This is a genomic window from Sulfitobacter sp. G21635-S1, assembly GCF_027213915.1.
Taxonomy (GTDB): domain Bacteria; phylum Pseudomonadota; class Alphaproteobacteria; order Rhodobacterales; family Rhodobacteraceae; genus Sulfitobacter.
This window is the reverse complement of the sequence record NZ_JAPWGV010000015.1, coordinates 118208-131463: the sequence shown is the minus strand read 5'-3', so window position 1 is coordinate 131463 and position 13256 is coordinate 118208. Positions and strand designations below refer to the sequence as shown.

Annotated in this window: 15 protein-coding genes; 7 read left to right on the top strand and 8 right to left on the bottom strand. The window is 64.7% G+C overall.

Going from position 1 to position 13256, the window contains the following annotated elements:
• Positions 1-98: 98 nt before the first annotated feature.
• From O4H53_RS15540 to O4H53_RS15530, 3 genes are all read right to left on the bottom strand, one after another.
• On the bottom strand, positions 99-629 hold the full coding sequence (locus O4H53_RS15540) for an adenine phosphoribosyltransferase (protein WP_269365184.1): 531 nt from the start codon (positions 627-629) through the stop codon (positions 99-101).
• On the bottom strand, positions 626-1255 hold the full coding sequence (locus O4H53_RS15535; protein WP_269365182.1) for a LysE family translocator: 630 nt from the start codon (positions 1253-1255) through the stop codon (positions 626-628). The genes O4H53_RS15540 and O4H53_RS15535 overlap by 4 nt, the downstream gene beginning before the upstream one ends.
• A gap of 135 nt (positions 1256-1390) precedes the next feature.
• Positions 1391-2263 carry an S-methyl-5'-thioadenosine phosphorylase gene (locus O4H53_RS15530; RefSeq protein ID WP_269365180.1) on the bottom strand — a complete coding sequence of 291 codons (873 nt, stop codon included), beginning with the start codon at positions 2261-2263 and terminating at the stop codon, positions 1391-1393.
• Positions 2264-2568: 305 nt separating this feature from the next.
• Here O4H53_RS15530 and O4H53_RS15525 point away from each other — a divergent pair, with 305 nt between their 5' ends.
• Complete coding sequence (locus O4H53_RS15525) at positions 2569-4230, top strand: SulP family inorganic anion transporter (RefSeq protein WP_269365179.1); 1662 nt, start codon at positions 2569-2571, stop codon at positions 4228-4230.
• Between the two features lie 54 nt (positions 4231-4284).
• Here the strand turns inward: O4H53_RS15525 and rsgA are convergent, their stop codons facing one another.
• Both rsgA and O4H53_RS15515 read right to left on the bottom strand, forming a co-directional pair.
• Positions 4285-5358 carry a ribosome small subunit-dependent GTPase A gene (rsgA, locus tag O4H53_RS15520; RefSeq protein ID WP_269365177.1) on the bottom strand — a complete coding sequence of 358 codons (1074 nt, stop codon included), beginning with the start codon at positions 5356-5358 and terminating at the stop codon, positions 4285-4287.
• Between the two features lie 229 nt (positions 5359-5587).
• Positions 5588-6193, bottom strand: coding sequence for a flavin reductase family protein (locus tag O4H53_RS15515; protein ID WP_269365175.1), 606 nt, complete (start codon positions 6191-6193; stop codon positions 5588-5590).
• An 81-nt stretch (positions 6194-6274) separates the two neighbouring features.
• On the opposite strand from O4H53_RS15515, the gene O4H53_RS15510 reads away from it, so the two are divergent.
• Together O4H53_RS15510 and O4H53_RS15505 are read left to right on the top strand one after the other, a co-directional pair.
• A complete protein-coding gene (locus tag O4H53_RS15510) occupies positions 6275-6763 on the top strand; it encodes a GNAT family N-acetyltransferase (protein WP_269365174.1) in 489 nt (162 codons plus the stop codon).
• A gap of 45 nt (positions 6764-6808) precedes the next feature.
• A complete protein-coding gene (locus tag O4H53_RS15505; protein ID WP_269365172.1) occupies positions 6809-7576 on the top strand; it encodes an EcsC family protein in 768 nt (255 codons plus the stop codon).
• 2 nt (positions 7577-7578) lie between these two features.
• On the opposite strand, the gene modC is transcribed toward O4H53_RS15505, so the two are convergent.
• Genes modC through modA form a run of 3 tightly spaced genes read right to left on the bottom strand, consistent with a single transcriptional unit; the run spans position 7579 to position 10057 of the window.
• Positions 7579-8667 (bottom strand): molybdenum ABC transporter ATP-binding protein, encoded by a 1089-nt coding sequence (gene modC / locus O4H53_RS15500; RefSeq protein WP_269365170.1) that lies wholly within the window; start codon positions 8665-8667, stop codon positions 7579-7581.
• Positions 8664-9353, bottom strand: coding sequence for a molybdate ABC transporter permease subunit (gene modB, locus O4H53_RS15495; protein ID WP_269365168.1), 690 nt, complete (start codon positions 9351-9353; stop codon positions 8664-8666). Before modB ends, modC begins: the two co-directional genes overlap by 4 nt.
• The gene (gene modA / locus O4H53_RS15490; protein ID WP_269365165.1) at positions 9350-10057 is read right to left on the bottom strand and encodes a molybdate ABC transporter substrate-binding protein; all 708 of its coding nucleotides are present in this window, start codon (positions 10055-10057) and stop codon (positions 9350-9352) included. Before modA ends, modB begins: the two co-directional genes overlap by 4 nt.
• 185 nt (positions 10058-10242) lie before the next feature.
• On the opposite strand from modA, the gene O4H53_RS15485 reads away from it, so the two are divergent.
• The 4 genes from O4H53_RS15485 (at position 10243) to O4H53_RS15470 (ending at position 13254) form a co-directional block, all read left to right on the top strand.
• Entirely contained in the window at positions 10243-10674 is a 432-nt protein-coding gene (locus O4H53_RS15485; RefSeq protein ID WP_269365188.1) for an NUDIX hydrolase, read from the top strand.
• Positions 10675-10734: 60 nt separating this feature from the next.
• A complete protein-coding gene (locus tag O4H53_RS15480) occupies positions 10735-11190 on the top strand; it encodes a DUF1178 family protein (RefSeq protein ID WP_269365163.1) in 456 nt (151 codons plus the stop codon).
• A 10-nt stretch (positions 11191-11200) separates the two neighbouring features.
• Positions 11201-11845: an SDR family NAD(P)-dependent oxidoreductase gene (locus O4H53_RS15475; RefSeq protein ID WP_269365162.1), complete on the top strand. Its 645-nt coding sequence runs from the start codon at positions 11201-11203 to the stop codon at positions 11843-11845.
• Positions 11846-12015: 170 nt separating this feature from the next.
• Complete coding sequence (locus O4H53_RS15470; RefSeq protein ID WP_269365160.1) at positions 12016-13254, top strand: aspartate kinase; 1239 nt, start codon at positions 12016-12018, stop codon at positions 13252-13254.
• Positions 13255-13256 lie beyond the last annotated feature (2 nt).

The following is a 13256-nucleotide window of genomic DNA, read 5'->3' as shown; positions in this document are numbered from 1 at the left end:
AAGAGAGCTTGAAATAGCTGGCTATTCCTGCGCTCTCTTGCCTGGAACTGAGCAATTTTGGACTGAAACGGGTGGGCGACAATGAATGTCAACACGACCTAGTGACCGTCAAAGGCGCAAAGGGCATGCACTTCCATGCCCATGGCTTCCAGCTTCTTGCGGCCGCCCAGCTCCGGCAGATCTATGATGAAGGCGGTCGAAACGATCTCGCCACCCAGCCGCTCGATCAGCTTGATGCCTGCCTCGGCGGTGCCGCCGGTTGCCAACAGGTCGTCCACCACCAGCACTTTTTCACCCGGCTGGATGGCATCATCGTGGATCTCCACAATCGCCTCGCCATATTCCAGCTTGTACTCCTGGCTGATCGTGGTGCCGGGCAGCTTGCCCTTCTTGCGGATCGGTACGAAACCGACGCTGAGCTGATGCGCGATGGCACCGCCCAGGATGAAGCCCCGCGCCTCCAGCCCCACCACCTTGTCGATGTCGATCCCCGCATAGGGATGCAGCATCTGGTCGATGGCCATGCGGAACCCGCGCGGGTCGGCGAAGAGCGTGGTCACATCGCGGAACATGATCCCCTCATGGGGGAAATCGACGATGGTGCGGATATAGTCTTCGACGCGCTTCATGCAGTGGCCTTTCTCAGCGTTGCGGTCAGAACCCCCATGCCGATCAGGGCGCTGCCCCCGGCGCGGGTGATCCAGGTCAGGATGGCGGGGCGCGCGATGACGCGGCGCAGCCGGTCCGCCAGCAGGGCATAGGCCAGCGCGTTCAGCGCGGCCAGCCCCACGAATGTGCCGGTAAGGATCGCGAATTGCGGCAAAAGCGCCGCATCGGCCCTGACGAACTGCGGCACGAAGGCAATAAAGAAGGCGATGCTCTTGGGGTTCAATGCCGTGACCGCCGCCGCATGGCGAAACACCCCTGCGGCACCGATATCGGCACTGCCCGGCACATCCAGTCCCGCGGCGGGGGCTGAACGGATCAGCCGGATCCCCAGCCAGACCAGATAGGCGGCACCCACCCACTTCAGCAGGGTGAAGAGGGTGGCCGAGGCCAGCACAAGCGTCCCCAGCCCGGCAAGCGATGCGCTCATCGCAACAAGATCGCCAAGCGCCACACCGGCGGCGGAGGCCAGCGCCACCGCGCGCCCCTTGCTGAGCGCATAGCTCAGAACAAGCAAGACGGTGGGTCCGGGGATCAGCAGCAGCGCGGTGGAGGCCGCCACGAATGTCAGCCAAAGGTCGAATGTCATGAATGGGCTCCCTTCTCCGTTTCAACCAGCAAAGACAGGATCGCAAAGGGGCTGCAACCCCCTGTTTTCATTGTTCCCAAAATACACAAAAGCAACATCTGCCGCCCAGGCATTCATCCGCGATTGCCGCTCAGCTCACAACACGCGCCCCGCAACCGCGTCCAGTTTTGCCAGCATTTTCGGATCGCGGGCGTCCGTTTGCGTTATCATCGCGAATTCCAGCGCCCGGTCACAGCCATGCGGGCAGGGCGCCCGGTCCGCCCCCAGCAGTCCGGGCAGGCGTCCGACCATGTCGCGGGCCTTGCCGGCATTGCCCGTCAGGGTGGCGATGATCCGGGTCACATCCACCTCCCCGTGGTCGGGATGCCAGCTGTCGTAATCGGTGATCATCGCGACGGAGGCATAGCAAAGCTCCGCCTCCCGGGCGAGCTTGGCCTCGGGCATGTTGGTCATGCCGATCACATCCGCGCCCCAGCTTTCGCGGTACATCCTGGATTCCGCCAGCGTGGAGAATTGCGGCCCCTCCATCGCCAGATAGGTGCCACCGCGATGCACCTTTATGCCATTGTGCCGCGCGGCGGTCTCGCAGGCGTCGCCCAGGCGCGGGCAGGTGGGATGCGCCACGCTGACATGCGCCACGCAACCGGGCCCGAAGAAGGATTTCTCCCGCGCGAAGGTGCGGTCGATGAACTGGTCCACGATCACGAAATCACCCGGCGCCATTTCCTCGCGGAAGGAGCCCACGGCAGATACGCTGATGACATCCGTGCAGCCCAGCCGCTTGAGCGCGTCGATATTGGCGCGGTAGGGCACGGAGCTTGGCGTATGCACATGCCCCCGCCCGTGCCGCGGCAGGAAGGCCATCGACACGCCGTCCAGCCTGCCGGTCAGGATCGCGTCCGACGGCGCGCCCCAGGGGGTCTCCACCCGCGTCCATTCCGCCCCTTCCAACCCGTCGATGTCGTAAATGCCGGAGCCGCCGATCACGGCGATCTTGGTGGAAGTCATATGGGCCTCATCCTGCTCGGTTCTGGTCGGTTCGGGCCGAGTTTGCATGGATGTGCAGGCGGGGGAAAGCCCGAAAACAGGTCCGTTCACGCACCGGTTATCACCTGTGCCAAGCACCTGAGCCAACCGGTTGAACCTGTCCGATCCCCCCGATACCTCCCGAACGGGGAGGTACCGCGTCATCAACGCGGGGAAAATGCGCGGTCCTGCGGGTTTCATTCCGCGGCAAAGCTTGTTAGGAGCCGCGCGAGCGGCGTGCCGTTTGTCCATTGCCCCAAAGTTAATCCAAGACAGGATGCCAGCCCATGGTGCGCACCACCTTTCGCAGCTTCACCAAGAATCTCGACGTCACCGATCTGCGTTGGATGCCGGGCGAACGGTTCTCTGCAGGGCGTCTGCGGATCGAACTTCTGTCCGGCCTGACCGTCGCACTGGCCCTGGTGCCGGAGGCGGTGGCCTTTGCCTTTGTCGCGGGGGTGCATCCGCTGGTGGGGCTTTACGCCGCTTTCCTCGTGGGGCTGATCACCGCCCTGATCGGCGGGCGGCCCGGCATGATCTCGGGCGCAACCGGTGCGCTGGCCGTGGTCATGGTGGCGCTGGTGGCCCAGCACGGGGTGGAATATCTCTTTGCCACCGTGGTGCTGATGGGGCTGATCCAGATTTTCGCAGGCGTCATGCAATGGGGCAAGTTCATCCGCCTGGTGCCGCATCCGGTGATGCTGGGCTTTGTCAACGGGCTGGCCATCGTCATTTTCCTGGCGCAGATGAGCCAGTTCAAGGTGCCGGGCACGATGGTCGACACGGGCCACGGCATGGGCGGTGGCGAATGGCTGTCTGGCCAGCCTCTGTACCTGATGCTGGCGCTGGTGGCGGCGACAATGGCGATCATCTGGGTCACGCCGCGCGTGACCAGGCTGATCCCGGCACCGCTGGCGGGGATTGGCGTTATCGCGGTGGTGGTCATCGCGACCGGCATGAACGTGCCGCGCGTGGGCGATCTGGCCTCGATCGAGGGGGGCTTCCCGTCGTTCCATCTGCCCTTTGGCGAGGGGATTGGCCTTTATGGCACGGCGCTGGCGCCGATGACGCTTGAAACGCTTTATATCATCGCACCCTACGCGGTGATCCTGGCGGCCATCGGGTTGATCGAGAGCCTGCTGACGCTGAACCTTGTGGGCGACATGACAGGCACGCGGGGCGGTGCGAGCCAGGAATGCATCGCACAGGGCGTGGCGAACACGGTCACCGGTTTCTTCGGCGGCATGGGCGGCTGCGCCATGATCGGCCAGTCGATGATCAACGTGAAATCAGGCGGGCGCACACGGGTCGCGGGCATCGCCGCTGCGGTCTTCCTGCTGCTCTTTATCCTTGTCGGCTCGTCTTTGATCGAACAGATCCCGCTGGCGGCGCTGGTGGGTGTGATGTTCATGGTGGTGATCGGAACCTTTGCCTGGAATTCCCTGACCATCCTGCGCAAGGTGCCCCTGACGGATGCCTTCGTGATCCTGCTGGTGACGGTGGTCACGGTCTACAAGGACCTTGCGGTTGCGGTGGTTGTCGGCGTGATCGTCTCGGCGCTGGCCTATGCCTGGAACAACGCCCGCCGCATCCATGCCAAGAAATACGAGACACCGGAAGGTGCCAAGGTCTATCAGGTGCAGGGCCCGCTGTTCTTTGGCTCTGCCGAGGGGTTTGCCGAGCTTTTCGACGTGGCGAACGACCCCTCCCGCGTGATCGTGGATTTCGCCGACAGCCGCGTGGTGGATCAATCCGCCCTTCAGGCGATCGAGGCGATGGCCGCGAAATACGAGGCGGCGGGCAAGGTGCTGGAACTGCGCCACCTCAGCCGCGACTGCCACCGCCTGCTGACCAAGGCGGGGCACCTTGTGGTGGACAGCGACGATGACCCCGAATACCAGCTTGCGGTCAATTACCAGGTCCGCACCGGAATCCTGGGCGGTCACTGAGCCGTCACCGGGCGGGCGCGGACGAAAGATACCCGATCTTCCGTCCGCCACCGGCTACTTGCGGTTGTCTTTCACAATGCCCCGCACCATCTTGCCAAAGGCGCGGTCCTTGGCCCGCCGTTGTGCCAGCGTGGCCGAATTGAACGCCTCTTCCGCCAGCAGCTTGCGCCAGCGCGCCAGCCGGTCGCTGTCGATCTCTCCGGTCTCCAGCCCGGCACGCACGGCACAGCCCGGTTCCGTATCATGCGCGCAATCGTTGAACTTGCAGGAGGTCGCCAGCGTGGCCAGATCGGCAAAGGTTTCTTCCAGCCCGGCCGAGGCATCGGTCAGCTGCAGCTCGCGCATGCCCGGCGTATCCAGCACGGCACAGCCTGCGCCGGTGATGTGCAGCTGCCGGTGCGAGGTGGTATGCCGCCCCCGCGCGTCGTCCTCGCGAATGCCCTGCGTGGCCGCCTGTGCCGTCTCCGACAGGGCGTTGGTGAGTGTGGATTTCCCCACGCCGGACGAGCCAAGGAAGGCCACGGTCTGTCCCGGTTTGCACCAGGGCGCCAGCGTGCCGCGCGCCTCATCGCCCCGCGCATCCAGCGACAGGACCGTGATCCGGTCGGAAATGCTGCGCGCATCGGCCAGATAGGGGGCCGGATCGTCGCTCAGGTCTGCTTTTGTCAGCAGGATCACCGGCGTGATCTGCGTCTCCATCGCCAGGGCCACATAGCGTTCCAGCCGGGCCAGATTGAAATCGGCGTTGCAGGAGGTGACGATGAATGCCGTGTCGATATTGGCCCCGATCAGCTGCTCTTTGCGGTCATGCCCAGCCGCACGCCTTTTGATCAGGCTCTTGCGGTCCAGCACCCGGCTGCGCTGCGGATGATCGGCGTCGAATAGCAGCCAGTCGCCCACGGTCGCTTCCGGCCCCGGCGGGATCTCGGTGGCAAGGCCGTCGCCCAGGACGCGAAGGCCGGAACGCTGGACTTCCACCACCCGGCAGGGCGGCGTCGCGGCCATTTCGTCGACATCGGTTTGCTGGGCAAAGAAGTTTTGCCAGCCCAGTCGGCTGAGAAGGGAGAGTTCTCGTCGCGGAAGGCCGGATTTGTTCGGGCCGAGAAATTGAGAATAGTCCCGTGTCATCACTGTGATCTTTCATGTCGTACCGGCCATTGCCGGTTGGTAAGTTCTGGTGTTCCAGGCACATCTGAAGCGTCCCGCGCTGCTGCGCAGGACCGGCGGGTCAGGGTGTGCATCGGGGTGGCGCGCTGCCGCCCCACATTACCGGGACATGAAACCTCCATTCTGGCTGGAGACAGGATAGGCGCGAACCGCAGCGCGATCAAGCGCGCAGGGATCGCATCGGGCGGCGTCAATCGTCCGGACGGGCCAGTTCGAACACCTCGCGCACGGCGGTGTATTCGCGGTATCCCATCCGGCTGAGCGGGATATAGGTCGCGCTTTCGAATTTGCCGTCCACCAGGCAGTCGTCACGCAGGTGGATGCCGGTGACCTCGCCCAGCACGACGAAGTTGTTCTTGCCCACCAGCGGAACGATCTGCGTCAGGCGGCATTCAAGCGCTGCGGGGGCATTGGCCACGCGGGGGCAGTCGATTGTCTTACATTCGGTCTTTTCGATACCCGCATGGGCAAATTCGTCCACATTGCGCGGCAGCATCTCCGAGGAGGCGTTCATCGCATCGCGGTCGGCCAGGCCGACGACATTGACGCAGAACACACCGGTTTCGCGAATATTGGCCACGTTGTCCTTGGTATCGCCGGTGTCCTCTTTTGTCCCGGTCGAGGAGAACATCACCTGGGGCGGAACATAGGCCGCGCCGTTGAAGAAGGAATAGGGTGCCAGGTTGTCGTGTCCGTCCTTGCCCCGGGTCGAGATCCAGCCGATGGGCCGTGGCGTGATAAGGGCGTTGAACGGGTTGTGTGGCAGGCCGTGGCCGTCTTCGGGGCGGTAGAACATCAGGTACTCCATGATCGTTTGCCCCCATGGCTATCCGCATGTTAGGGGCTTTGCCACCGCAAACCTAGAACGGCCGCCCACTTGTACCAGTTCAGACCCGAAACACCGGACGACCATTGGGAGGTCGAAGCACTTTATGACACCTGTTTCGCGCCGGGGCGCGAGGCACTGTCCTCCTATCGCCTGCGCGATGGTGTGCGCCCGGTGCCGGGCCTCAGCCGGGTGGCGCGGGATGAAGGTGGCATTCTGGCCGGGGCGATCCGCTATTGGCCGGTGCATATCGGCACATTCGACGCGCTCTTGCTGGGTCCCGTTGCGGTGCACCCGACCCGGCAGGGCGAAGGGCTGGGGCGTGACCTGATCGAGGACAGCCTGTCGCTGGCCGCGCCGCTGGGCTGGGACCGCGTGATGCTGGTCGGCGATGCGCCCTATTACGGGCGGTTCGGCTTTGTGCGGCTGGACGATGTGGTGATGCCGCCGCCGACAAACCCCGACCGCGTGCTGGGCCGGGCGCTTGTCCTCGGTGCCTGGGACGGGGTCCGGGGCAATGTCACCCGCTGGGTGGATTGAAAAGCAGGCCGGCCTGACCCACATTGAGGGGATGGAGGACCGCGCATGGACATCAAGACCAACCTGCCTGCCACGATAGATGTTGATGCTGAACTTGACCGTCTGGCAAAACGCTATCGCGCCGCCAACGGGCTGGGGATGAATGTGCTCAACCTGATTGGTGGCAGTGCGGAGAATCTGCTGGACCGGCTGCCAAAGGCGCTGCGCACCAACCTTGAACGTGCAACGCTCAGCGCCCTGCAACAGGCGATGAAGGCGGCCCATTCCAGCCGCAGCGTCGTGCCGGATCAGAAAAGCTGGCTCAACCAGGCGGTTTCTGCCGCGATGGGGGCGGCAGGCGGTGCGGGCGGTTTGCCCACGGCACTGGCCGAACTGCCGGTCACCACGACGCTGCTGCTGCGGGTGATCCAGGGGGTTGCGGTCGAACACGGCTTTGACCCCGGCGCGGAGAATGTGCAGTTCGATTGCGTGCAGGTCTTTGCCGCCGCCGGGCCCTTGTCGGGGGATGACGGGGCCGATCTGGGATTTCTTGCCGCCCGGATGACGCTCACGGGCAAGGCGGTGCAGGCGGTGGTCCACCGTGTCGCGCCAAAGCTTGCGATTGTCATGGGGCAGAAACTGGCCGCCCAGACCGTGCCGGTGCTGGGGGCGGTGGCAGGGGCGGCGACGAATTACGCCTATACCAGCTATTACCAGGAAATTGCCCATGTGCATTTCGGGCTGCGCAAACTTGCCATTGACGCTGATGTCCCCCATGCGGAACTGCTCAAGGGGCTGGAAGCGCGCATGGCACGCACGCCGGTCAAGACCTGAGCCTAACGCCCGATGCTGCCCGGTGCCACGGTGGTGGCTTTCAGGATGGCATAGCAGGACATGCCGGGCACCAGTTCCATTTCCCGCACGGCGCGGGCGGTGACGCGGGCCAGCAAGCGGTCGCGCCCCGCGCGCAGCCCGATGGCGGCCCCCGGCCCGTCACCGGGATGCACACTGTCGATCACCACCGGCAGGACATTGACCGAAGACAGCCCTTCGGGCCGTTCCCGCGACAGGATGACATCCTGCGCCAGCACCCGCAGCCGCACCCTCGCGCCAACGGCGGCCTGCACGCCGGGCAGTTCCAGCACGCCCGCGTCGATCCGCAGCGTCGACAGGCCATCCTCGGCATGGGCCGTGATCTCGGCCTCGATGACCGCCCCCGCTTCGCGGACCCCAAGCAGCGGCACCGCGGCGGGGTCGGCCATGACGTCATAAAGCGGACCCTGGGCGCGCACCTGTCCGTCCTGCAGCAACACAAGCGTATCGGCCAGCCGCGCGACCTCGTCCACCGCATGGCTGACATAGAGGATCGGCAGCTTCAGCGGCCCGTCACGCAGCCGTTCCAGATAGGGCAGGATCTCTTGCTTGCGTGGCCCGTCCAGGCTGGCCAGCGGCTCATCCATCAGCAACATGCGCGGATGGCTGAGCAGGGCACGCCCCAGCGCCACGCGCTGTTTCTCGCCCCCCGACAGGGTCGCGGGGGCGCGGTGCAGCAGGTCGGACAGGCCCAGAAGGGCGACCACATCGTCAAATCCCGCACCCGTCGCACCGGCGGGGCGGAACCGCGCCCCGAACATCAGGTTTGCGCGTGCATCCATATGCGGAAACAGCCGCGCATCCTGGAACACCACGCCAAGCCGCCGCGCGGCAGGCGGCACAAAAAGCCCGGTTTGCGCATCGAACAGGCGTGTGCCGCCGATGGCCACATGGCCCGCATCGGGCCGCAACAGCCCCGCGACGGCATTGATGACAGTGCTCTTGCCCGCGCCGGAACGGCCAAAGAGGGCGGTGATCCCCGGACCGGCCTTGCAGGCCACATCCAGCGTGAAATCGGCAAATCGGTGCCGGATGTGCAGATCAAGCGTCATGTGCCCGCGATCCTTGCCGCCACCCGGCGCGCCAGTGCTTCGGACAGGACCACGGCCCCCAGCGCCACGACGCAGGCCATGATCACCATCGCGACCGCCTGGCTTTCACCCCCCGGGATCTGCAGGGCGGACCAGATCGCGCTGGGCAGGGTCTGGGTCTGGCCCGGGATATTCGCGACAAAGGTGATCGTGGCGCCGAACTCGCCCATCGCCTTGGCAAAGCCCATCACCGAACCGGCCAGGATGCCCGGCAGAATCAGCGGCAGGGTGACACGGGCAAAGATCGCATGGCGCGGTGCGCCCAATGTGGCGGCGGCCTGCTCCAGCTTTGGGTCCACCGCCTCGATCGCAAGGCGCATGGCGCGCACCATCAGCGGAAATCCCATGACGATGGCCGCCAGCACCGCGCCGGTCCAGTGAAAGGCCAGCGTCAGCCCCAGCGGTTCCAGCAGTTGGCCCAGCGGGCCGGTGCGGCCAAAGGCCAACAGCAGCAGGTACCCCGTGACCACCGGCGGCAAGACCAGCGGCAGATGCACAAGCGCGTTCAGCGCGGATTTGCCCCAGAAGTCACGCCGCGCCAGAAGCCATGCGACCCAAAGCGCCAGCGGCATGGCCAGAACCGTGGCCCAGCAGCCCACCCAGAGCGAGAGGCGCAGGGCCTCCCATGCGGCGGCATCCAGGTTCACGGCGCGCGAAACCCGTGCCGGGCAAAGACAGCGCGCCCCTGCGGGCTGACCAGCAGGTCGAGAAAGGGTGCCCCCGCCGCGTTCAGCGCCGCCGCCGGATAAAAGATCGGACCGGTAAGCTGCGCGGGCACCTCGTAAAGCACCGATACCCCGGATTCCGCCGCCGCATCCGTGGCATAGACGATGCCCAGCGGTGTTTCGCCCCTTGCCACCAGTGCCAGGGCCGCACGTACATTGTCGGTTTCAGCCAGATGGGTGCTGAGATCATCCCATAAACCGGCTGCACGCAGCCAGCTCTGGGCATAGGCGCCGGCCGGGACCGCGTCGCGCTGACCCATGGCCAGCCGGTTGCCCTGCAATCGCGCGGCAAGGTCTTCGGGGCCGTCAAGCGGGGCGGCTCCGGCTGGGCCGATCACCACCAGGGCATTGCGGGCCACGATGGCGGGATTGATCGCAGCCGCGACGCCTTGTTCCGCCAGCCAGTCCATCCAGAGCGGGCTGGCCAGCATGATCACATCCGCCGGCGCCCCCGCCGCGACCTGCCGCGCCATGGTGCCGGAGCCGCCGAAAGACAGGATCACCTCTTCCTGCGCCAGCGCTGCGACATCTTCCAGCACACCGCGCAGGGAGGCGGCGGCAAAGACCGTGATTCGCTCCGCCAGCGCAGGGCCGGAGAACAGCAGAAACAGACAGAGAAGAGGCATCAGGCGGATCATCAGCCGCACTATCGACGAAGGGTCCGGGGCGCACAAGTCCTGCCCATTGGTGGTGGCCTTTGCCGGATGATTGCTTATACTTGGATGGCAGGCAGGATGTATTGGCAGGATCCGTGAAAGAGTTGAAGATCAAGCAACTCCCGATTTCGCTCTATGGTGCGCGAAAGGATGAGATGCGGACCCAGTTCGCGGCGCTTTGTTATCGCATCCGGCGTGGCAAGGTGCAGGTTTTGCTGGTCACGTCGCGCGGCTCAAAGCGCTGGATCGTGCCGAAAGGCTGGCCCATGGATGCAAAGACACCTGCCGCCTCTGCCCTGCAGGAAGCCTGGGAAGAAGCGGGGGTTACGGGCCGGGCCGATGACCGCTGCCTGGGCGTCTTTACCTATGCCAAGGAGGTCGGACAGATCAGCGATGTGCCCTGCCTTGCCATGCTCTTTCCGGTCGCTGTGAAATCGCTGTCCAAGCAGTTTCCCGAAAGCGACCAGCGCCGCCGCACCTGGGTCTCGCGCAAGAAGGCGGCGCGCATGGTATCGGAGCCGGAACTGGCCCGGCTGATTCTGGATTTCGACCCGCGCCTGGTGTCGGGGTCCAAAGATGTTTCTTGACGCGCCTGTGGCGCGTACCCATTTCAATAGAAACAGGATATCAGGAGACGACCTGCGGCCATGATCAGCTACACCCTCAAATGCAAGGCGGGCCACAGCTTTGACAGCTGGTTCCAGTCGGCTGCGGCATTCGAAAAGCTGGTGGCAGCACGTCAGGTGACCTGCGTGGAATGCGGATCGGATGAGGTGACCAAGGCGGTGATGGCGCCGCGCCTGTCGAAACGGCCGCAAACATCTGAAACGGACCAGCTGGCGCCGGAGGCGGATGACACGCCGATGCTGAGCGTGCCGAGCACCGAAGTGCAGCAGGCGCTGGCGGAACTGCGCCGCAAGGTGGAGGCGAATTCGGACTATGTCGGGGAGCGGTTCACCCAGGAGGCGCGGGCAATGCATCTGGGCGAAAAGCCGACACGTTCGATCTATGGGGAGGCGCGGCTGGACCAGGCCCGCAGCCTGATCGAAGACGGTGTGCCGCTGATGCCACTGCCGTTCCGACCGAAACAGAAGCTCAGCTGAGAGGCATCTCATGACAATTCTGATTACCGGTGCCAGCCGGGGCATCGGCGCAGGCCTGGCCGCGCATTACCGGGCAGAGGGTCAAGAGGTGATCGGCACCGGCCGGTCGGTCACGGCGCAGATCCAGCTGGATGTCACCCGCCCGCAAAGCCATGCGGCCATGGCGCGGGCCCTGGGCGAGACGGCGATCGACCTGCTGGTCTGCAATGCGGGTGTCTATCTGGACAAGGGGGCCGATCTGGATACCGGCTATGGCGCCGATCTCTGGGCGCAGAGCTTTGCCACCAATGTGACCGGTGTATTTCTGACGGTTCAGGCGCTGTTGCCGCATCTGCGCCGGGCGGAGGGGGCGAAACTGGCGATCATCGCCTCGCAGATGGGCTCCACCACCCGCGCGCCGGGGGGCAGCTATATCTACCGCGCCTCCAAGGCGGCGGCGCTGAACCTGGGGCGCAACCTGGCAACGGATCTTGCGCGAGAGGGGATTGCGGTGGGCATCTATCATCCCGGCTGGGTGCAGACCGACATGGGCGGTGCGGCAGCCGAGATCACCACGCAGGATGCGGTGCGCGGGCTGGCCGCGCGTTTTGCCGCGCTCAGCCTTGAGACAACCGGATGTTTCGAGACATGGGACGGCCGCGCCCACGCCTACTGATGGGAAAATGAGCAGCTGCGCCGCATTTGATTGATGAATTTGGGTTCCCCAAATTGCTGCGAGGCGCTGCCTCGCGCTCCGGTGCATTTTTGGAACAATGAAAGGGGCGCAGGCTTGCAGTGGGCTGCGCTTGCGCGTAAACCCCGCCGGGATTGAAAGGCGGGGGTGATATGCCTGTTTTGGTGATGAAATTCGGCGGTACGTCGGTGGCGACCCTCGACCGGATCAGACGCGCGGCCAAGCGTGTGGGCGTGGAAGTGGCCAAGGGCTATGACGTGATCGTCATCGTTTCGGCCATGTCGGGCAAGACCAACGAGCTGGTCGGCTGGGTGAACGAGACGTCGCCACTTTATGATGCGCGTGAATATGATGCGGTTGTGTCCAGCGGCGAGAATGTCACCGCAGGTCTGATGGCGCTGACCCTGCAGGAGATGGACGTCCCGGCGCGGTCCTGGCAGGGCTGGCAGGTGCCGGTGCGCACCACCTCGGCCCATTCCGCCGCGCGGATCGAGGAGATCCCGCCTGCGAATATCCGCGCCAAGTTTGCCGAAGGCATGAGGGTTGCCGTGGTGGCGGGTTTCCAGGGGGTCAGCCCGGAGGGCCGGATCACCACGCTGGGCCGGGGCGGCTCTGACACCACCGCCGTCGCATTTGCCGCCGCATTCGAAGCGGAGCGTTGTGACATCTATACGGATGTTGACGGGGTCTATACCACTGATCCGCGGGTGTCCTCCAAGGCGCGCAAGCTGGACCGCATCGCTTTCGAGGAGATGCTGGAACTGGCCAGTCTTGGGGCCAAGGTCCTGCAGACCCGGTCGGTGGAACTGGCCATGCGCTACAAGGTCAAGCTGCGGGTCCTGTCGAGTTTCGAGGAACAATCCGACGATGCGGGAACGCTCGTTTGCGATGAGGAGGAAATCATGGAAAGCAATGTGGTCGCAGGGGTCGCGTTTTCGCGCGATGAGGCAAAGATGACGATGGTTTCGGTCGCGGACCGTCCCGGCATCGCTGCCACGATCTTTACCGCGCTGAGCGATGCGGGGGTCAACGTGGACATGATCGTGCAGAACATCGCGGAAGAGGGGCGCACGGATATGACATGGTCCTGCCCGGTGGATCAGGTCAAACGTGCCGAGCGCGCCATTGCCGGCGCCAAGGAAAGTGGCGTGATCAACTTCCAGGAGCTGATCGCGGATGAGGATGTGGCGAAGGTATCTGTGGTGGGCATCGGCATGCGCAGCCACACCGGGGTGGCGGCCAAGATGTTCCAGGTGCTGCGCGACGAGGGGATCAACATCAAGGTGATCACCACCTCCGAGATCAAGATCTCGGTGCTGATCGACCGCAAGTACATGGAACTGGCGGTCCAGGCGCTGCATGATGCCTTTGAGCTGGACAAGGCGGCCTGAGC